The sequence below is a fragment of the Modicisalibacter radicis genome (assembly GCF_900961225.1).
Taxonomy (GTDB): domain Bacteria; phylum Pseudomonadota; class Gammaproteobacteria; order Pseudomonadales; family Halomonadaceae; genus Modicisalibacter.
On record NZ_CAAHFN010000071.1, the window covers coordinates 15,846 to 34,064 of the forward strand.

General features: G+C 61.8%; 19 protein-coding genes. 6 read left to right on the plus strand and 13 right to left on the minus strand.

Annotated elements, in window-relative coordinates; translation table 11 throughout:
• Window positions 1-114: 114 nt before the first annotated feature.
• Window positions 115-1,233: a glycosyltransferase family 92 protein gene (locus HR9077_RS13295; protein ID WP_244613222.1), complete on the plus strand. Its 1,119-nt coding sequence runs from the start codon at window positions 115-117 to the stop codon at window positions 1,231-1,233.
• Entirely contained in the window at window positions 1,226-2,365 is a 1,140-nt protein-coding gene (locus tag HR9077_RS13300; protein WP_136067487.1) for a glycosyltransferase, read from the plus strand. The genes HR9077_RS13295 and HR9077_RS13300 overlap by 8 nt, the downstream gene beginning before the upstream one ends.
• A gap of 11 nt (window positions 2,366-2,376) precedes the next feature.
• On the opposite strand, the gene HR9077_RS13305 is transcribed toward HR9077_RS13300, so the two are convergent.
• The 3 genes from HR9077_RS13305 to HR9077_RS13315 all read right to left on the minus strand — a co-directional run bounded on the left by HR9077_RS13305 (window position 2,377) and on the right by HR9077_RS13315 (window position 3,900).
• Window positions 2,377-3,126 (minus strand): YdcF family protein, encoded by a 750-nt coding sequence (locus HR9077_RS13305; protein ID WP_136067488.1) that lies wholly within the window; start codon window positions 3,124-3,126, stop codon window positions 2,377-2,379.
• A 148-nt stretch (window positions 3,127-3,274) separates the two neighbouring features.
• Window positions 3,275-3,619: an HVO_A0114 family putative DNA-binding protein gene (locus HR9077_RS13310; RefSeq protein ID WP_136067489.1), complete on the minus strand. Its 345-nt coding sequence runs from the start codon at window positions 3,617-3,619 to the stop codon at window positions 3,275-3,277.
• Entirely contained in the window at window positions 3,616-3,900 is a 285-nt protein-coding gene (locus HR9077_RS13315) for a toxin-antitoxin system TumE family protein (protein ID WP_136067490.1), read from the minus strand. Before HR9077_RS13315 ends, HR9077_RS13310 begins: the two co-directional genes overlap by 4 nt.
• Window positions 3,901-3,926: 26 nt before the next feature.
• On the opposite strand from HR9077_RS13315, the gene HR9077_RS13320 reads away from it, so the two are divergent.
• Window positions 3,927-4,826 (plus strand): RpnC/YadD family protein, encoded by a 900-nt coding sequence (locus HR9077_RS13320; RefSeq protein WP_244613224.1) that lies wholly within the window; start codon window positions 3,927-3,929, stop codon window positions 4,824-4,826.
• A 472-nt stretch (window positions 4,827-5,298) separates the two neighbouring features.
• On the opposite strand, the gene HR9077_RS13325 is transcribed toward HR9077_RS13320, so the two are convergent.
• From HR9077_RS13325 to HR9077_RS13360, 8 genes are all read right to left on the minus strand, one after another.
• Entirely contained in the window at window positions 5,299-5,622 is a 324-nt protein-coding gene (locus HR9077_RS13325; protein ID WP_136067491.1) for a helix-turn-helix domain-containing transcriptional regulator, read from the minus strand.
• A 117-nt stretch (window positions 5,623-5,739) separates the two neighbouring features.
• Window positions 5,740-5,964: a hypothetical protein gene (locus HR9077_RS13330; protein WP_244613226.1), complete on the minus strand. Its 225-nt coding sequence runs from the start codon at window positions 5,962-5,964 to the stop codon at window positions 5,740-5,742.
• 252 nt (window positions 5,965-6,216) lie between these two features.
• Window positions 6,217-7,347 (minus strand): ABC transporter ATP-binding protein, encoded by a 1,131-nt coding sequence (locus HR9077_RS13335; RefSeq protein ID WP_136067492.1) that lies wholly within the window; start codon window positions 7,345-7,347, stop codon window positions 6,217-6,219.
• 45 nt (window positions 7,348-7,392) lie between these two features.
• Window positions 7,393-8,157 carry an SDR family oxidoreductase gene (locus HR9077_RS13340; protein ID WP_136067493.1) on the minus strand — a complete coding sequence of 255 codons (765 nt, stop codon included), beginning with the start codon at window positions 8,155-8,157 and terminating at the stop codon, window positions 7,393-7,395.
• Window positions 8,158-8,200: 43 nt separating this feature from the next.
• Window positions 8,201-9,031: a carbohydrate ABC transporter permease gene (locus HR9077_RS13345; protein WP_136067494.1), complete on the minus strand. Its 831-nt coding sequence runs from the start codon at window positions 9,029-9,031 to the stop codon at window positions 8,201-8,203.
• Entirely contained in the window at window positions 9,028-9,924 is an 897-nt protein-coding gene (locus tag HR9077_RS13350) for a carbohydrate ABC transporter permease (RefSeq protein ID WP_136067495.1), read from the minus strand. The genes HR9077_RS13345 and HR9077_RS13350 overlap by 4 nt, the downstream gene beginning before the upstream one ends.
• A 3-nt stretch (window positions 9,925-9,927) precedes the next feature.
• Window positions 9,928-11,361, minus strand: a complete 1,434-nt coding sequence (locus HR9077_RS13355) for an ABC transporter substrate-binding protein (protein ID WP_136067496.1) — start codon at window positions 11,359-11,361, stop codon at window positions 9,928-9,930.
• Window positions 11,362-11,412: 51 nt separating this feature from the next.
• Entirely contained in the window at window positions 11,413-12,459 is a 1,047-nt protein-coding gene (locus tag HR9077_RS13360) for an NAD(P)-dependent alcohol dehydrogenase (RefSeq protein ID WP_136067497.1), read from the minus strand.
• 374 nt (window positions 12,460-12,833) lie between these two features.
• Here HR9077_RS13360 and HR9077_RS13365 point away from each other — a divergent pair, with 374 nt between their 5' ends.
• The gene (locus tag HR9077_RS13365; RefSeq protein ID WP_136067498.1) at window positions 12,834-13,763 is read left to right on the plus strand and encodes a helix-turn-helix domain-containing protein; all 930 of its coding nucleotides are present in this window, start codon (window positions 12,834-12,836) and stop codon (window positions 13,761-13,763) included.
• A gap of 151 nt (window positions 13,764-13,914) precedes the next feature.
• On the opposite strand, the gene HR9077_RS13370 is transcribed toward HR9077_RS13365, so the two are convergent.
• Window positions 13,915-14,772: a nucleotidyl transferase AbiEii/AbiGii toxin family protein gene (locus HR9077_RS13370; RefSeq protein WP_168380954.1), complete on the minus strand. Its 858-nt coding sequence runs from the start codon at window positions 14,770-14,772 to the stop codon at window positions 13,915-13,917.
• On the minus strand, window positions 14,735-15,748 hold the full coding sequence (locus HR9077_RS13375; protein WP_168380955.1) for a type IV toxin-antitoxin system AbiEi family antitoxin: 1,014 nt from the start codon (window positions 15,746-15,748) through the stop codon (window positions 14,735-14,737). Before HR9077_RS13375 ends, HR9077_RS13370 begins: the two co-directional genes overlap by 38 nt.
• A 269-nt stretch (window positions 15,749-16,017) precedes the next feature.
• On the opposite strand from HR9077_RS13375, the gene HR9077_RS13380 reads away from it, so the two are divergent.
• Together HR9077_RS13380 and HR9077_RS13385 are read left to right on the plus strand one after the other, a co-directional pair.
• Window positions 16,018-16,791: a FadR/GntR family transcriptional regulator gene (locus HR9077_RS13380; protein ID WP_136067501.1), complete on the plus strand. Its 774-nt coding sequence runs from the start codon at window positions 16,018-16,020 to the stop codon at window positions 16,789-16,791.
• 14 nt (window positions 16,792-16,805) lie between these two features.
• Window positions 16,806-17,879 carry a TRAP transporter substrate-binding protein gene (locus HR9077_RS13385; RefSeq protein WP_136067502.1) on the plus strand — a complete coding sequence of 358 codons (1,074 nt, stop codon included), beginning with the start codon at window positions 16,806-16,808 and terminating at the stop codon, window positions 17,877-17,879.
• Window positions 17,880-18,219: the final 340 nt, after the last annotated feature.

Consider the following 18,219-nt stretch of genomic DNA (forward strand, 5'->3'; position numbering starts at 1 on the left):
CTTGCGCTAATCGTCGGTATCGATTTTGGTTGACCTGGCCGTGATGGGGCGTGACAGGTACGCCCCCTCTGGGCGCTCTCGCTGGCAGTCCTGGGCGGCTCAGGGGCAATTGCCATGTTGTATTTACCTTATGCAGGCTTGTATCGAGTTATGAGTGTAGAGATAAATCCGGTCTTTATTCCAGAAGATATGGGCTTGGAAAGAACCCCTAACGCCAGGGACGCGTTTGCACCAGGTGAGCTGGTCAATTTCGATCATAAGACTCTCTTTTATGACGTGTTTATTGATGAGAAGGACTCGTCGCTGGTGGCGATAGGGCCGCCAGGGTTGAATCTCCATGGCTACATGGAAAGTGCCACCTTGGTAGTCAATGGCAAGAAAATCCCTTTTTCGCTGAGCGAGCATGAAGAGCACAAGCTGTCTTTCATGAAAGCAAGGGTCGAGCCGGCGGATGATTATGAAGTGGTTTTTCAGTTCGAGGGCTTTCATGTAACTCATCGGCTGAAAGGTTTGAGCGTGCCGGTTGGAAAAAGCGTGCTTGTGGCCATATCCAAGAACAACAGGGTAGAGTGGATTTCGGACTGGGTTGATTTTTATAGTGCGAACTACAATCTTGACGAGATCTACATCTACGATAACGGCAGCGATAATGTCGACGAGCTGGAGCGTGAGCTTGCCGGCCGTGCCCACATCATTCGCTGGGGATATCCTTACGGTCCGCCCGGAAAGCGATTCAACAAATTCGCGCAGCCCGGCGCCTTGAATCACTGTTTGCACCGTTTTGCCAAGGATGGGGTGCTTTTCAACTTCGATATCGATGAATTGCTCATAGCAAATCGCCAGGACATAGACAGAGACGTCGAGAAAAACGGCACCCTCTACCTCGCTAGCTACAATGTCCCGTTCGTCAAGCTGGACAAGAGTAGTTATTCTTATTATGACTTTTGTCATCGCGAGGCCAGAAGAAAGAAGTCTGCACGGAAGTTCGTTTGTCGTTACGATGCTGTGGACATTATCTCGCAGCATAACACGTGGACCTACAGGAAGCTGTTGTTCAAGAAGCGTCTTAAACGCAACAAGCCCGAGAGGCTGGAATCGAGGCGCGGGTTTTTCATGCACTTCCTGGGCATCACGACCAATTGGCAGCCGGGGCTGGAAAAACTCAAGGAGGTGCCGTTGGATACTCTTGTAAGAGATCCTTCGCATATCGACATGAGGCCAAAGGGTGATTGATCCGCAGGTAATGGAAAAAGGCACGACTGTGAGCAGCCAGCATGAAGGATCTTTTTTGTTCCTGTCGGACCACCTGGGGGGTGGCGGCGCGCCGATCTCCATCCTCAATCTGGCACAGGCCCTGGTGGCGCGCGGCTGCCGGGTCACCATCCTGGTGCTGAGCGACAAGATATGGCACGAGATCCCGGATGGCGTTCACGTACAGGCCATACCCTTTGCCTACAGGAACGTCTGGCAGAAATGGAACCGCTTTCGTCTGCACGCCCGGGGCGTGGAAAAGTGGCTGAACGAAAGCGACGAGACTTTCGATGTGGTCATCGCCAATCTCTATTATGCCCATCAGGTCGTTGCACACTCTTGCTTGTCGGAAAAGGCGTGGTTATGCATCCGCACCGACCCCACCCAGGCGCTTCTGGGCAAGAGTTCGTTTCGTTGGAAAGCCAGGCGCAAGCTGAAAAAGCTCTATGGCGGGAAGCGGGTGATCGCGATTTCCAGCGGAATCGTGGAGTCCCTTGCCGCCCACGGCGTTGTGCCGGCCGATGCCAGGGTCATCCACAACATCATCGATGCCGAGTCCATTCAGGGCCGCATGCATGAAACGGTCGACATCGACGATTATATCGTCTTCGTCGGCCGCCTGGACCTACGCCAGAAGCGCTATGACCGGCTCTTGAGGGCGTACAGGAAAAGCGCAACATCAAGCAAGCTCGTGGTCGTCGGCGATGGCGATATCGCTGGGGCCAGCGCCCTGGCGAAGGAGCTGGGGGTGGAAGACAGGGTGCTGTTCATTGGCAAGACGAACAATCCTTACCCGTACATCCATAATGCCCGGCTGCTGGTCCTGACCTCCGATTATGAAGGGTTTGGCCGTGTCATCGCGGAAGCCTTGATTTGCGGCACGCCGGTCGTCAGCACGGACTGCCCCTCGGGCCCCAGGGATATTCTGACCGGGGAGCTTGCCGAATGCCTCGTGGAACGCGACGACGAGGATAAGCTGGCGACGAAGATCGCCCAGATGATCGAGCAACCACCGGCTATTTTACCTGGCCATTACCTGCGGTTCGCGCCGGAGGAGATATCGAGTCGCTATCTTTCGCTGCTGGCGTCGGAGTCGAGCGTTACTGTGCGTTGAGCGTTCAGTGATTACAGATCCCTCTGCAGGGCGTAGACCAGCCGCCCCAGCCATTCATGCAGGGCCTGGGTGCTCTGGCGCAGGTAATAGGCGCGCGGTACGAAGGCGAGTGGGCCGAGGCCAGGCCCGGCGGTGAATTCCGTGGGGGCGGGGATCGCCTCCAGCCCGGCATGCTCGAAGGCGGCCACGGCACGGGGCAGGTGCCAGGCCTGGCTCACCAGCAGCAGGCGTTGAACGCCCGTGCCTCCGAGCAGACGCGCCGATTCGGTGGCGTTCTCGGCGGTGTCGCGGCTTTGCGTTTCGACCCAGGCGGGGTCGATGTCGAAGAGCTGGCGCATCGCCCTGGCCATCAGCTGCGATTCGGCGAGGGCCTCTTTGTGCACCCGGCCGCCGCTGAGCAGTACCGGCAGGTCGTATTGCTTGGCCAGCAGGGCACCGTAGGCCAGCCGTCGCCAGGTGGTGTTGGATGGGGCGTCGCCCCAGCCGAACTCGGGCGAGTCGTAGTTGCGCCCGCCGCCGAGGATCACGATCGCCTGGCCCCGCTTGGCCTCCGTCGGCGTCAGCGGCGGGTAGACCTCCAGGCCGTGGCGCAGCCAGTAGCTGACCAGCGGCGTCGATATCAGCAGCAGCGACAGCAGGCCGGCGATCATCAGGGTAAGGCTCAGCCCCCGGGAACCGCGCCAGAGCAGGGCCCCGAGCAGGGCCAGCAGGATATTGCCCATGGGCGGCAGGACCAGATACTGGAGGCTGCTCAGTGACATCGGGCTACGTCCTTGTGTCGAGTGATCGCAGACGATAGTAGCGCTGATTCGATGGCGGTGCTTAAGGGAAGCTGATGGTGCCAAGTATCCGGATTAAGTGGTTTATGGGCCTGGCAGCCCTGATGCTGAAGATTGATGTCAACTCAGGTCAGGCTACTGCTGTCAGCGTGAAGTCCACATGCACCTTATCGAAAGGAAACACGATCTTGCCATCGTCCGTGTGATCCAGGATGCCGGCATCGAGCAGGGCATGAACGTCACCATGCACTGCCTTCACGTCACGCCCGACGCGCCTGGAAGCCTCACGGATGCTCATGGCGCCTTGGCCGGTCATCGTCTTGAGCAACTCCCAGCGTTTCCGCGTCATGGTCTGCCACAGCAGTTCCACGGACGAGAAGGAGATATGGGTCCCTTGTTGTTCGCCCTTGAAAGCTGACAGGGCTCGTCGGGTCACATCCTCGCGGGAAGCGACAGAGAGCGTTACGGTCGTCATGTGCACCTCCATTGATCTACGTCGGCCCAGAAGTCAGCCAGCAACCGCGCTGGCGTGGTGAATGTGTAAGGTACTTCTTCTGCGCCGATGTGCTTGTGATCGCCTTTACCTGCTTCGTTGTCGTAACGGAGCACGCATTCTCCCGCGACAACATAGGCCAAGGCGTATTTATATTCGTGTCGTGAGCCTCGCACCGTCTGGGGCACCCGCCAGATGCGTAACTCTGCAAAAGCATTGGCCGCTACCTGGTGCCGCTCGCGGAGCAGCAATTCAGCCTTCATGTTAGTACTTGTACCAACGAGATTGTGTGTTGTCAATTAAACCAACACTGAAGATGGCGCTGGAGGATTATTTCCAGGAGCTCCTGGACTTGTTGTTCCCGGCGATCCATGAGCAGGTGGACTGGCCGAAGGGCTACAGCTTCCTCGACAAGGAATTGCAGCAAGTTACGGCGGATGCCAGTAGCGGTAGGCGCTACGCCGACAAACTGACCAAGGTCTACGCCCGTGACGGCAGCGAGACCTGGGTGCTCATCCATGTTGAGGTACAGGGCGAGCCGGAGGACGACTTTGCCGAGCGCATGTACACCTACCAATACCGGTTGCGGGATCGCTACGGGATGGATGTGGTCAGTCTCGCGGTGCTGGCCGACATCCGCGAGCGCTTCCGGCCCACCGCCTTTCGCTATCAGCGCTGGGGATGCGAGCTGACCTTTACTTTCCCCATGGCTAAACTGATTGACTGGGAGGCACGCTGGACGGAACTGGAAGCCAGCGACAACGTCTTCGCCCTGGTGGTGATGGCACAGGTCAAGGCCAAGCGGCTCAAGAACGGTGCCTCGCGCAAGGATACCAAGGTGGCTCTGACGCGGCTGCTGTTCGAAAGAGGCTACCAGCGAGAGCAGATTGTGCGGCTGTTCAACATCATCGATTGGCTGATTCAGCTGCCGAAGGGGCTGGAACCCGCGTTTCTACAGGCGGTCTACGCCATTGAGGAGGAAAAGCACATGCCTTACATCAACACGGCTGAGCGCCTGGGTATTGAGAAGGGGCGCCAGGAAGGGCGTCAGGAAGGTCAGTTGGAAGCCAAGCAAGAGACGGCGATGAACCTGATCAAGCTGGGCATACTGAGCGATGAACAGATTGCCGAGGCTACCGGCCTGACAGTTGCTAATGTCCAGTCGTTGCGTGTCGAAGACAAGCACTGAACCTGCCTGCATTCGTCTTCTCGCTTTGCGCCCAATGGCAATCCCAGCGCCCTTATTCGATTCGAGCGCCTGGAGCGAGAGAAAGCGCTGATTGACTGGCGGTGCTCAAGAAAGCCGAGGTTGCTTATTCTCGGTAGCAGACTCACATTCACAAACTGCCAAGGGTGGGGTTCGTGGGAGCGCGCATTCCATCAGGGCCCGGTGTCGCAGGCGCCACAAGAGGCCGGATATAACGTGCAGTCTCACCTCATGTCTCGTCGCTGCTGGCTTGCACAACGGGACGGGTCCATATAAGCGAATTTATTCGCGATGGAAGTCTGCACCCAATCGGGAATGAATTCCCTCCCACAAAAACTCTCCAGGTTCATGGTTCGGTGGCGCTGCAATCGGGAGCAAGTTCCCTCCCACAAAGGCCCCCAGACCGATGCTTCTGTGGGTTATCAAAGTCTGTGTGCTCGGGGCAGCGAATGGCTCACGCCGCGCTGACAGTGTGCACCTCGAGGTTGACCTTCAGTGCCTTGCGCACCGCGCCGATGATCGCGGCCAGATTGTCCATACCGGGATTCCCCGACGGTGACAGCATGCGATGCAGGCTCTTGCTGGGCTTGCCGGTCTCGTCGGCCAGCGCTTCGAATCCCACGGTTGCATTGACCAAATCGCGCAGCATCAGGCGAGCGGTGTCGGGCTCACCATTGAGAAACAGCGTGACGGCCTCATCCAGCATGGCTTTCGCGAACGCTGGATCGCGATCGACGCGATCGCCGATTGTTGTCTTGAAATCACGGGTCAGTGCCATCTCACTTCCCTCCTTTCTTCGCCTGGCGCTTGCGCCGCTTGTACTCGTCGCGTAGTGCCTTGGCATTGTCGATATCGGACTGCTGGCGTTTCTTCGTACCGCCGCCGAACAGGACGATCAGTTGCTCACCATCGCGAGCCAGATAGATGCGATATCCTGGCCCCAGTCGATGCGGTACTCACCGATCCCCTCGAACCATTTGATGCTTGACGTGTTGCCCATCGACATACGGTACTCGGCGGTGGCCACCTTCGCCGCCGCCTGGGCATCCAGCCCCTCAAACCACTCTTGGTAGGGGCTGGATCCATCGTCACGTAGAAATTCTCGAAGCTCGACCTTCATGCCTTTATGGTAACTTATATGTTACCACGTGACAAGCAAGCATCAAGGCTTAGCGTTCGCGGGGCGGTTGGGTCGCCGGCCGACTGCACTGAGTAGTGAGCAGGGATGCGCTATCGGTAACAGTGACTACTCACAAACCTCCAGAGCCGGGGTTCATGGGAGCGAATTTATTCGCGATGGAAACCTGCACCAAATCGGGACAAGTTCTCTCCCACAAGATCCTCCTTCCACAAGTCTCTTCCATAAACCCCTTCAGGCCGACGCCGCGCGGTTTTCCTTGCGGTCGATGTCGACCAGCGGATGGCGGTGGCGGTGGACCAGCGCCGTGCCGTCGCCCTTGAACAGGTGCGCGCAGGCCGGGTCGAAGGAGAAGCGCACTTCGTCGTGCACGCGGTGGGCGACGTCGCCGTCGGCGACCAGGATCCATTCGCTGTCGCCGTGCTCGAGATACAGCGAGGTGACCCCGCCGAGGCGCTCGATGACCACGATCCGGCCCTTCAGCGGGCCCCGGTCGTCGAGCTTCAGGTGTTCGGGGCGGATGCCCAGGGTCAGCGTGTCGCCCGGCTTGGCGTCGCCGCCCTCGACCGGCACCCGGCAGTCGCCGCCGGGCAGCGCCACGTCGACCCCCTCGGCGTCGGCGCCGCGCACCTCGACCTCCAGGAAATTCATCTTCGGCGAGCCGATGAAGCCGGCCACGAAGCGGTTGCGCGGGTGGTGGTAGAGTTCCATCGGCGAGCCGATCTGCTCGACCACGCCGCCCTGCAGCACGACGATCTTGTCGGCCATGGTCATGGCCTCGATCTGGTCGTGGGTGACGTAGATCATCGTCGCGTCGAGCTCCTCGTGGAGCCGCGCCAGCTCGATGCGCATCTGCACGCGCAGCGCCGCGTCGAGGTTCGACAGCGGTTCGTCGAACAGGAAGATGCTGGGGTTGCGCACGATCGCCCGGCCGATCGCCACGCGCTGACGCTGACCGCCGGACAGCGCGCGGGGCTTGCGGTCGAGCAGTTCCTCGAGCTGCAGGATGCGCGCGGCGGCGAGCACCTTCTCGCGGCGCTCGGCCCTGGGCACCTTGGCCAGGCGCAGGCTGAAGCCCATGTTGTCCTCGACGCTCATGTGCGGGTAGAGCGCGTAGCTCTGGAAGACCATCGCCAGGCCGCGGTCGGCCGGGCCGACGTCGTTGATGCGCTGGCCGTCGATGGAGATGTCGCCGCTGGTGGTGCTCTCGAGCCCGGCGATCATCCGCATCAGGGTCGACTTGCCGCAGCCCGAGGGGCCGACGAAGACCACGAATTCGCGGTCCTTGACCTCGAGGTCGACGCCCTTGATCACCTGGGTGCCGCCGAAGTCCTTGACGATATTGTTGAGTTGGAGCGTTGCCATGTCGGGTTCCTGGTGGTTCGGGTCGGGCGGTCAGGCGAATCGCTGCTACCAGAGGGTGTAGCCGCCATCCACGACGACGATGGAGCCGGTCATGAAGCTCGAGGCGTTGCTGGCCATGTAGACGATGGTGGGGCCGAGCTCCTCGGGGGTGGCGGCGCGCTGCATGGGCGCGTCGTCGATCCAGCGCGGCTTGTATCGGGGGTCGTCGACCGGCGCCATCGCGGTCTTGACGTAGCCGGGGGCCAGCGCGTTGACGCGAATGCCGTAGGGCGCCCATTCGGCGGCCAGCGACTTGGTCAATTGATGCACGGCGGCCTTGGAGGCGTTGTAGGCGGGCTGCATCTGCGGGCGGTTGACGATCATCGCCGAGATCGAGCCGATGTTGATGATCACCCCGCCGCGCGACTGCATTCGCCGGCCGGCGGCCTGGGCGCAGTACCACAGCCCGTGGACGTTGATGTCGAAGATCTCGCGCCAGCGCTCGGGGGTGACGTCCAGCGCCGGCGCGTGCTGGCAGGCGCCGGCGTTGTTGAGGAAGATATCGACCGGGCCGAGGGTGGCTTCGACCTCGTCGAGCAGGGCGTCCGCCGCCTCGGGTTGGGTAATGTCGACCTCAACCGCCATGGCGCGGTGCCCGGCATCCTCCAGGGCCTTGACCACTTCCAGGCTGCGCTCGTGCCCGCGGGCGGCGATGGCGACCTGCGCCCCGGCCTCGGCCAGCGCATGGGCGAACGCCTCGCCGAGCCCGCCGTTGCCGCCGGTGACCACGGCGACCTTGCCGCTCAGGTCGAACTGCGACATCACGTTCATGGTTGTCTCCCTGTCCGTTGTAGAAGCGTTGTCGTGGGATCGGTCATTTCACGGCGCCTAGGGTCAGCCCCTGGACCAGCCAGCGCTTGACCAGCAGCCCGGCGATCGCCATCGGGCAGACCACGATGGTGCCGATCGCCAGCAGCTTGCCCCAGTCGATGCCGGTCTGGGTCAGCAACTGCGCGGCGGCGATGGGAATCGTCTGGGTGCTGGGGCCGGAGAACGTCTGGGCGAAGGCGTAATCGTTCCAGGCGAAGATGAAGCACAGGATGGCGGTGGTCACCAGCCCCGGCGTCATCAGCGGCAGCACCACGTAGCGGAACGCCTGGAACTTGGTGGCGCCGTCGATCATCGCCGCTTCCTCCAGGTCGGGCGGCAGGTCGTCGAAGAACGCGGTCATCAGCCAGATGGCGAAGGGCAGGTTGAAGCTCAGGTAGGCGACGATCAGGCCGGCGTGGGTGTCGAGCAGGTAGAGGTAGCGGAACAGCAGGTACAGCGGCACGATCACCGCCGCGATCGGTGCCATGCGGGTGCTGATGATCCAGAACGCCAGGTGCTGCTTGCCCTTGATGCGGATCCGCGACAGCCCGAAGCCGGCCATGCAGCCGAGCACCACGGCGATCAGCGTCGAGACCCCGGCGATGAACAGGCTGTTGAGCAGGTAGGGCCAGAGGCTGTTGCCGCCGCTGAACAGCGAGGCGTAGTGCTCCAGGGTCGGGGTGAAGAAGACCCGTGGCGTATCGGCGGTGATGATGGTGTTCGGCTTGAACGAGGAGAGCACCATCCAGACGATCGGTATCAGCGTCCACAGCAGCAACAGCGTCAGCAGGACGATCTTGGCGGTGAGGGGAAGCCAGCGCTTGGAGGCGGTCATGAGGCCTTCTCCTGGCGTTTGAGCAGTTTCGTGAACGCCGTGGCGACCATGATCGAGAACACCAGCATGGTGATGCCCACGGCGGCGGCATAGCCTAGGTCGAAGAACCGGAAGGCGATGTCGTAGAGCCGGATGGGGATGATCTTGGTGGAGTCCGCGGGCCCGCCGTTGGTGGTGATGAAGATGATCGCGAAGAAGCGGATCGCGTCCATGGCGCGGATCAGCAGCGCCACCAGCAGGATGTTGGAGATCGACGGCAGGATGATGTAGAGCAGTTTCTGGCCGTACCGGGCGCCGTCCATCTCGGCCGCCTCGAGCACGTCCTCGGGCACCGAGGTGAGCCCCGCCAGCACGATCAGCGCGACCAGCGGGGTCCATTCCCAGACGTCCATGAGGATGACCGCGACCATCGCGGAGCCGACGCTGCCCAGGATGTTGCCGTCGAACAGCCCGCTTTCATTGAGCATCCAGGCATACAGGCCGTGGCTGGGGTCGAGCATGAAGCGCCCGAGCAGCCCGACGATCACCGGGGCGATGAACATCGGGATCAGCAGCAGCGAGATGATGATGTTGCTGCCCCGGGTCAGGCTGTAGACCAGCAGCGCCATCACCGTGCCGATGACCATCTCCAGGCCCACCGTGGCCAGGAAGTAGACCAGGCTGATCAGCCAGCTGGAGCGGATGTCCGGGTCGGTGAACACCCGCTGCCAGTTGTCGAGCCCCGAGAACTCGAAGGCCAGCCCGCCCATCAGGCTGACGTCGTTGAAGCTCATCCAGATGATCGAGAAGAACGGGACCAGGGTGATCAGGGCGAGCAGGAAAAGCGCTGGCGACATCATCGCCAGCTCGAATCCCTGTCGCCGCGCCGAGGGTTTTCCGGTCATCAGCACCATGCGTCACGCCCCCACGATGCGGTCGATGCGTTGCTTGGCGCTCTGCATGGTTTCCTCGGGAGACATCTGTCCCGCCAGCATCTTGGAGAGTTCGGTGAATATCACCGTGTCGACCTCGTTCCACTGGGCGATCTTGGGCCGCAGGCCGATGTGGTCGTCCTGCCAGGCGGTCAGCATGGTGTCCGCGGTGAGCATGTTGGGCATGTCGGTGGGCGGGGTGCTGGCGGCCTTGACCTCGGGCATGTCGTAGACCGACTGGCGTGTCGGCGTGCCGCCGCCGACCTTGCTCTTCAGCCCCATCAACTGGGTCTGCGGCGAGGTAGCCCAGACCAGGAACAGCCAGGCTGCCTTCTGCTTCTCGGCCGAGGCGTTGGCGTTGATGCCGATGCCGGTGCCACCCCACAGGTTGGCACTGCGCGCCGGGCCCTTGGGCAGCGGGGCGTAGCCGACCTTGCCCTGCAGGTCCGAGCTCTCCAGCGAGCCGGCGAACTCGTGCCACTCGGGCATCATCGCGAACTCGCCGTTCTGGAAGGCGTTGGCGACGCCGGTCCAGTCCCAGCTGGTGCTGCCGGGGTGGGCGATCTTGAGCAGCTTCTGGTAGAAGCGCGCGGCTTCCAGCGCGGCGTCGCTGGTCAGCTGGCAGGCGCCGGGGGAGTCGGTGCCGAGCAGGCCGACCTGCTGGCCGTTGGCGAAATAGTCGCCGCCGTGGGCGAACAGCACGTTGGAGAAGTCGCACATCAGCGAGTCGTACTGCTGGGCCTGATGGCCGGTGCCGTACTTGACCTCGCTGGCGTTGCCGTTACTGAACCACTCGGCGATCTGGTAGTACTGCTCCCAGGTGGTGCTGTCCGAGGGCATCGGATCGAAGCCGAGATCCTGCTGCATCTGGTCGTGGTACTTTTCGAACAGGTCGCGACGGTAGATCCAGATCATCGTCGGGCAGTCGTAAGGCAGGGTATAGAGGCTTTCCCTGTCCTCGAAACGGCCGGCGGCGGCCAGCTGCGAGGGGATGAAGTCCTCGATGCCCTTGGGCACGACCGGCTGCTGGTCGTCGTTGATGAACGTATTGAGATCCACCAGGCCGCGATGATAGGGCGCGAGCACCTGGTAGGGATCGGCATAGATCACGTCGAAGGAGCTGCGTCCGGCGCCGAAGTCCAGCGCGACCTTCTGCACCAGGGCGCCCAGCTGCATTTCGGTGATGTTGACGGTGATGCCGGTGAGCTCCTGGAACGACGCCAGGTTGGCGGCGATCGCCGTGGTCGGCGGGGTGTTCTCGGAGATGAATTGGATGGTGGTGCCGCTGGCCTGCTTCCAGGCCTCGTCGCTGGCCATGCCCTGGGCCAGGGCCGTGCGCAGCGAGCCCGCGCCCATCAACGACAGGCCGGCGAGTCCACCCATTCCCTTCAATATGTCGCGACGCTTGAACTGGGTCATTGTTGTTCACCTCTCATGGGTTCAGGTCCAGTGTGTGCTGGGCTGACGGGGTCAGGCATCAAGCGTGATCTGCAGCTTGACGTCATCGGGTCGTGCGCTCGCGGCGCGCTCGAACGCAGCGATGCTCTGGTCGAAATCGAAGGTCTCGCTGATCAGCGGCTTGAGATCCACCTTGCCCGAGGCGATCAGGTCGATCGCCCGGTCGTAGACGTTGGCGTAGCGGAACACCGTCTCGATGCGCAGCTCCTTGGCCTGCGCCGAGACGATGTCGAAGGTGACCGGCTCGACGGGCATGCCGACCAGCACGACCGCGCCGGCGGGCCGGGCACAGGCCAGCACGTCGTCGTAGACCCTGGGGCTGCCGCTGGCCTCGAATACCACGTCGGCGCCCCAGTCCCGGCCGCAGCGCTCGTCGACGGCTGCCCGCAGCGATTCCCGCGAGACGTTGACCGGGGTGATGCCGGCGTAGCGCCCGGCGATCGCCAGCTTCTCATCGACCAGGTCGGAGACCAGCACCTCGCTGGCGCCCCCCGCCAGCGCCGCCAGGGCGACCATCAGGCCGATCGGGCCGGCACCGGTGACGACGCAGACGTCGCCCGGTTGCATGCGCGCCTTGACCACCGCCTGCATGCCGATCGCGAACGGCTCGATCATCGCCCCCTCGGCGAAGGACACCGAATCGGGCAGCGCGAAGGTGAACGCCGCCGGGTGGACGACCTCGGGGGTCAGGCAGCCGTGCACCGGCGGCGTGGCCCAGAAGCGCACGCTGGGGTCGACGTTGTAGACGCCCAGCCTGGTGGCCCGCGAGGTGAGGTCGGGAATGCCGGGCTCCATGCACACCCGCTCGCCTACCTTCAGGTGGCTTACGTTGCTGCCGACTTCGGTGATCACGCCGGACGCTTCATGGCCGAGCACCATCGGCTCTTGAACGACGAAGGGGCCGATCCGGCCGTGGGTATAGTAGTGCACGTCGCTGCCGCATATGCCGACGGTGTGTACGCGCACGCGTACGTCATCGGGGGCGAGCTGGTCGGGCAGGTCGATCTCGCGCAGCGACAGCTCGCGTTGTTTCTCCAGCACCAGGGCTTTGGCTTTCATGGCGCGCTTCCCGAGTCGTGTTGAAGTTGGGCGAGGGCCGGCCGCCGGTCGGCCGGACTCGACTCGCCGTGGGCTTGGCAATGAAGCTACGCGTCACGCTGGAAAAGCGGCTAGGCTATAATTTTCGAGGGAATGATACTTTTTTGCAGGCACCCTGAAGGAGGTGGGTAATTACCTGTTTTATATGGCGCTTTGCGAGCCGTTTGGGCACCGACTCCATGCGGGCTCAAGGGCTGATGTGACCAAAGTATAAAGCGTGACCCGGGTACGAGAGGCCAGCGATCCGCTTTATTTCGGGATAATGAGGGCCCGGAATGGAAGGCGTGTGTTGCCGCCTTGCACAGGGGCAAAGCTGAAAGAGGCACCGACAACTCATGATTGCTGCGCAGCTCAACGATACCCGTCTTGGCGCGCCTGTCTTCGAGAGCATCAGCCAGGACCCGAAGTTCAGTTTCTACTGGCATTGCCATGATTTCCCCGCGCCCATCGCCCGCTGGAATTATCATCCCGAGTACGAGTTGCACCTCATACGCTATTCGCAGGGTCACTATTTCGTGGGCGATTACATTGGCCGATTCGAACCCGGCAACCTGGTGCTGGTGGGGCCGAATATTCCGCATGCCTGGTTCAGCGATCCCGATGACGCGCGGCCGGTGATCCAGGGGCGGGACGTCGTTCTCCAGTTCAAGGGCGAGTGGCTGGAGCACATGATGGTCCTCTGCCCGGAGCTCAACTGCCTGTCGACGCTCATCGAGGATTCGGCTCAGGGGGTGGAGTTCAAGGGTGACGAAGCGCAGCGCTGTGCCGAATTGCTGGTCCTGATGGGCGAGCAGGACAATGCCGGAAGGCTGCTGACGATGCTGTCCATTCTACGCCGTCTCTCGCAGTGCGATTACCATACTCTCGCCAGCCATGGGTACGGTCTGAATGCCCAGGGCGCCTCTTCCGAGCAGGTCGACGCCGTACTGCGTTATGTCCACGATCATTTCCATGAAGAGCTGCGCATGTCGACGCTGGCCGCGCAGAACGGCATGACGCCCTCCACTTTTTCGCGGTTCTTCAAGCACGCTACCGGCGACACCTTCGTCGCCTTTCTCCGGCGGATCCGCATCGGCCACGCCTGCCGCCTATTGCTCGAAGGTCGGCAATCCATCGCCGATATCTGTTTCCAGGTCGGCTACAACAATCTCTCCAACTTCAATCGTCACTTCCGCGAGCAGAAGGGCATGACGCCGCGCCAGTACCAGCAGCAGACGGCCGATCTCGCGGAAGGGTTTCGCGGGAGCGAATTCGTTCGCGATTAAGCTGGCTCGAGGCCTCCGCCATCGGGAACGAGTTCCCTCCCACAGAAAAACCTCAAGGGCTAAGTTTGTGGAGGCTTCGCGGGAGCGAATTCATTCGCGATGAAACTTTCAGTTCATTGATGAGTCAGGCTCTGCGGTATGAATGGCGAGGCTACTGGTCTTGAAGGCCGCGCTTGAACGTAGCCAGCCAGCGCAGGCACTCATCGACGCTTTCCGTGACGCTACGGCTCATGTCGGTTGCCAAGTCTTCGAGGGCGAGGCGAGGAAGGCCATCGTTCAACAAGGCCAAGACGTGTGCGAGCGTACCGGGCGCTGCGATCAGGCGAGCCCGCGCACCGAGTAACTGCATGGCGGTAAGGGTGGCGTCGTAGCCATTTTCCTCGAGTACTGCTGCCCACTTGCCTTCATAGAGCGTTCCCCTGTCCCAGTCCACACGACTGTAATTCTGGAAGAGATAGGCAATGTCCGCGGCGTCCTTGCGCCGGGTATCGGGTATGCGTTCCGTCCAGGCGACGAGCTTCAATAGCGCTTGGCTTTCCAGGTTGGCCACTTTGATCTCGAGTGGCGCTTGGCCGGGAAGGTAGACCCGATAAGCTGTGCTGCATGCTTCGTTGAATCCCATCACCGACATTTCGATCGTGCCTTCCGGTGGCCAGCCGATGGTGGCGTCAGCGTCAGCGACACCACCAAAAGGGATGATATCGACGATACAGCCTTGGGTAGAGCGCAGTTCATGTGGGGCATGCCCTTGATGATAGCCCTTGTGGAGCAGAGCCGTGTGGATCCGTTGAAACTCTTCCCAGCCTTGCACGTAGATGGCGAAGTCGATGTCGGCGGTGGCGCGACGTACCGGTGCTCCGTAATGGTGATGAAGGATGAGATCCCGTGCCTTGGCGCCGATCAGGACATAATCGATACCAAATCGTTCGACCATAGTACTGACATCGCGCAATGCGTCGCGGGCCACCTCGTCAAGAGGCGCTGAAATGGTCAGCGAGATAGCGCTCATCCAGAATCCTTGCGATTTCGGCATTGCGGGAGTCGCCACTGCGGATCAGGTCCGCATAGGCGAGCAAAGGATGAACCATGGAGGGTTCTTGATCGTCCGTCCTCCAGAAGCGTTCCATGAGTCGAATATTGGCTTCGACACCTGCTGGGGGCTTCCTCAACCGATATTGTTGCATCAGTTGGGGTAGATGTTCTCTGGGCAGGAAGAGTGTGGCCATTTGCGGCGTCAAGTGACCACTGAAAAAGGCTCCGGCAATTTCCCCGCCCCACGCCGCGGCGAAGCGATCCATGCCGTGCTCTCCCCACCAATCAGTGGTTTCGCCGTAGAATTCGCCGATCAGTAGCTTGGGGGCGAGCTTTTCGCAGTAGCCGAGGACCCAGCGCTCCATGAGCTTTCTTGGCTCGATGACCCTGCGCTCTCCGCTATGCCTAGTTGCCACGAGGCCTCCGGTTTCGAGTGCCTTGAGGACATTGGCGACGGTGCCATGAGAGACGCCGGTTCGCTCGGCGATTGCGCGCACCGAGGCGTTCACCAGATCGGGAACGATTAGCAGATGGTAGACAACGATTAGCCCTTGGCGCTGGAAGGCACGCTGGCCCGCGTGCGGCTCTTCCCCCCGTTCGAAGCTCGCTGAGCGACCGTTACCTCGAATCAAGATCTTGAAGTCAGGTCGGTCGATGAAGGCATTGCCAGCCGTATCGATGAATTGGATGCCTTGGGCTTGCAGCTTCTTGGCGGCGCTGGCGTTGAGGTAATCGGCGATTAGGAGACGACCAGGGTTACCAGCCAAGTGGTATGAAAGCGCCGGTATCAGGTGAGCCGCCCAGCGCTTTATCTCGCTCGGGAAGTGGTGGCCGCCGAGTTCGACATTGATATCCTCTTCTTGTGCGCCGTTTGGAACGGAACTGAGTGAGGCGCTCAGCCCGGTTTCGCGTTGGAAGGCGGCAATGGCCGCTTCTGCGATCTCACACTCCATTGAAGTCGCCATGGTGTCCAGTAATTAATGGTGTACATTAATAATGTACACATTTAAGAAATGGACATCAAAGTGTTTTTAGCCGATCAGTCAGCCCATGTCTCGTAGCCGCCGCTGCCAACAGAAACAAGTCTCTCCACAAACCACGATGTCACCTGAATACCGAACAAGCCATTGCCGACCAAAGTATAAAGGCGCTTCGCCTGTGATTGCTTGATCCTATGTCGGACATAGCTAGCATCTAGTCCTACAAGGAATCGCGGGATCCGATGAGCCAAGCCACTGCCGCCATGGGTCGCAGCCAGCGACCGGACATAGCCGAATACCTCGCCGAGGCCATCTTCAGCGGCCGCTACGCGCCGGGGGAGTTCGTGCCCAAGGAGCTGGACCTGTGCGAGCAGTTCGGGGTCAGCCGCAGCACGGTGCGCAGCGCCTTGCAGACGCTGGTGGCGGCGGGGCTGTTGACGCGCATTTCGGGGCAGGGCACGCGGGTGCGCGAGCTGCAGGAGTGGCACCTGCTCGACCCGCGGGTCAGCGTGTGGATGGCGCGCTTCGCGCAGCCCAACCCGCGCATCCAGCGCGAGATATTCGCCTTCCGGGTCGCCGTCGAGCCGTTCGTCGCCCGGCTGGCCGCCGAGAACGCCACCGCCGTCGACCTGCTCGCCATCGAAACCGCCTACGAGGGGATGATTCGCGCCCTCGAGGATGAGGACCTATGTTGGCAGGGACGAACACACGATGAATATGACGTGGCCTTTCACGAGGCCGTGTTCGCCGCGTCGCACAATCTGGTCTGGGCTCAGATCAGCCATGTGCTCAAGCCGGCGATCGCCTTGCTGGTCGAACGCTCCAACCACAGCGCCGACGAGCTCAACGACAGTATGGAGCGCCACCGCCGCGTGATGGAAGCCATCCGTCTGCGGCAACCCGAACAGGCCGCGCAAGCGGCGCTGGCGGTGCTGGATCGCACCGGGCGGGATCTCGGTCTCGAGGACCTGACCCGTCAACTTCCCACTCTCGAAACGCAAACAACAAGCGATTAAAGGACGCCAATCCCATGACGCTAAGCACACCGCTCAAGACGCTAACCGCCGCCGTACTCGGTGCCATGGCCTTCAGTGCCCAGGCCGCCGAGTACGAATGGACCTTCCAGACGTCGGAAACCGCGGGCGAGCCGCAGTTCGAGATGAAGAAGCAGTGGGCCGAGAACGTCGAGACGATGTCCGACGGCCGCATTGCCATCGAGATCCTGCCGGTCGGTGCCGTGGTCCAGGCCAACCAGACCCTGCAGGCGGTCAAGTCGGGCATCCTGCAGGGCCACCTGACCGACCCCAGCTACTTCACCGGCCAGAATCCGGCGTTCGGCATGATCGGCAACCTGGTCGGCGCCTGGAGCGATCCCTACGACTTCCTCGACTACATGAACAACGCCGGTGGCGAGGAGATCTACAACAAGCTGGCCGAACCGTACGGCGTGCACCTGATCGGCGCCGCGGCGACCGGCCTGGAGTCGCTGCCGTCCAGCCGCGAGATCAAGACCGTCGACGACATGAAGGGGCTCAAGCTGCGCGCTCCGGAAGGCATGGTCTACAACATCTTCGAGAAGGCCGGCGCCACTCCGGTCAACCTGCCGGGTTCCGAGGTCTACACCTCGCTCGAGAAGGGCGTGATCGACGCCGCCGACTACACGGTGTTCGCCACCAACCAGGCGCAGGGCCTGCACGAGTTCGCCAACTATCCGAACTACCCGGGCTTCCACTCGCTGCCGATGGTCGCGGTCTCGCTCAACAAGGAGATCTGGGACGGCCTGCCGGACGATCTCAAGCAGATCCTGTCCACCTCCGTCGACGCCATGGCCTACAAGATGGTCGGCCAGCTCAAGACCCGCGACATGGAGGCCGTGCGTGAGGCCCGCCAGGATCCGGACATCCACATCGTCGACATGTCGGCCGAGGAGCGCGCCAAGTTCCGCGGCATCGCTCAGGAAGAGTGGCAGGTCTGGTCCGAGAAGAACGAGATCACCGGCGAATTCTACGAGTCCGTGGTGAGCTACCTGAAGAACCACAACCTGCTGCCGGAAGAGGCCGGGCAGTCCTCGGGCGAGCAGTCTTCGGACGACGCTTCTTCCTGATCTAGACCGAGTACCCGTAGCGGGTACCTGTAGAGCGCGCACGACGGGGCCGAAACGGCCTCGTCGTTCGTCATGCCGGCGCCGATCGGGAAGCCGGGGCTTCCTGGCTTGGATCAGTGCCCGTTTTCACCAGAGGCCCGTCTGTTACCAGAGGATAGGACCATGTCTCGACAATCTCCGCCCGGAGACGATCCGGCCACTCAAGACCCGGATGCGGCCCTGGCCCAGGTCCGCGCGCGCGAGGAGGGCCCGCCGCCGGTGCGCAGCGCCTTCGACCGAGGCGTGGTGTGGTGCGCCCGGCGCGTCGCCTGGCTGGTGTTCCTCGCCATGGCGATCAGCG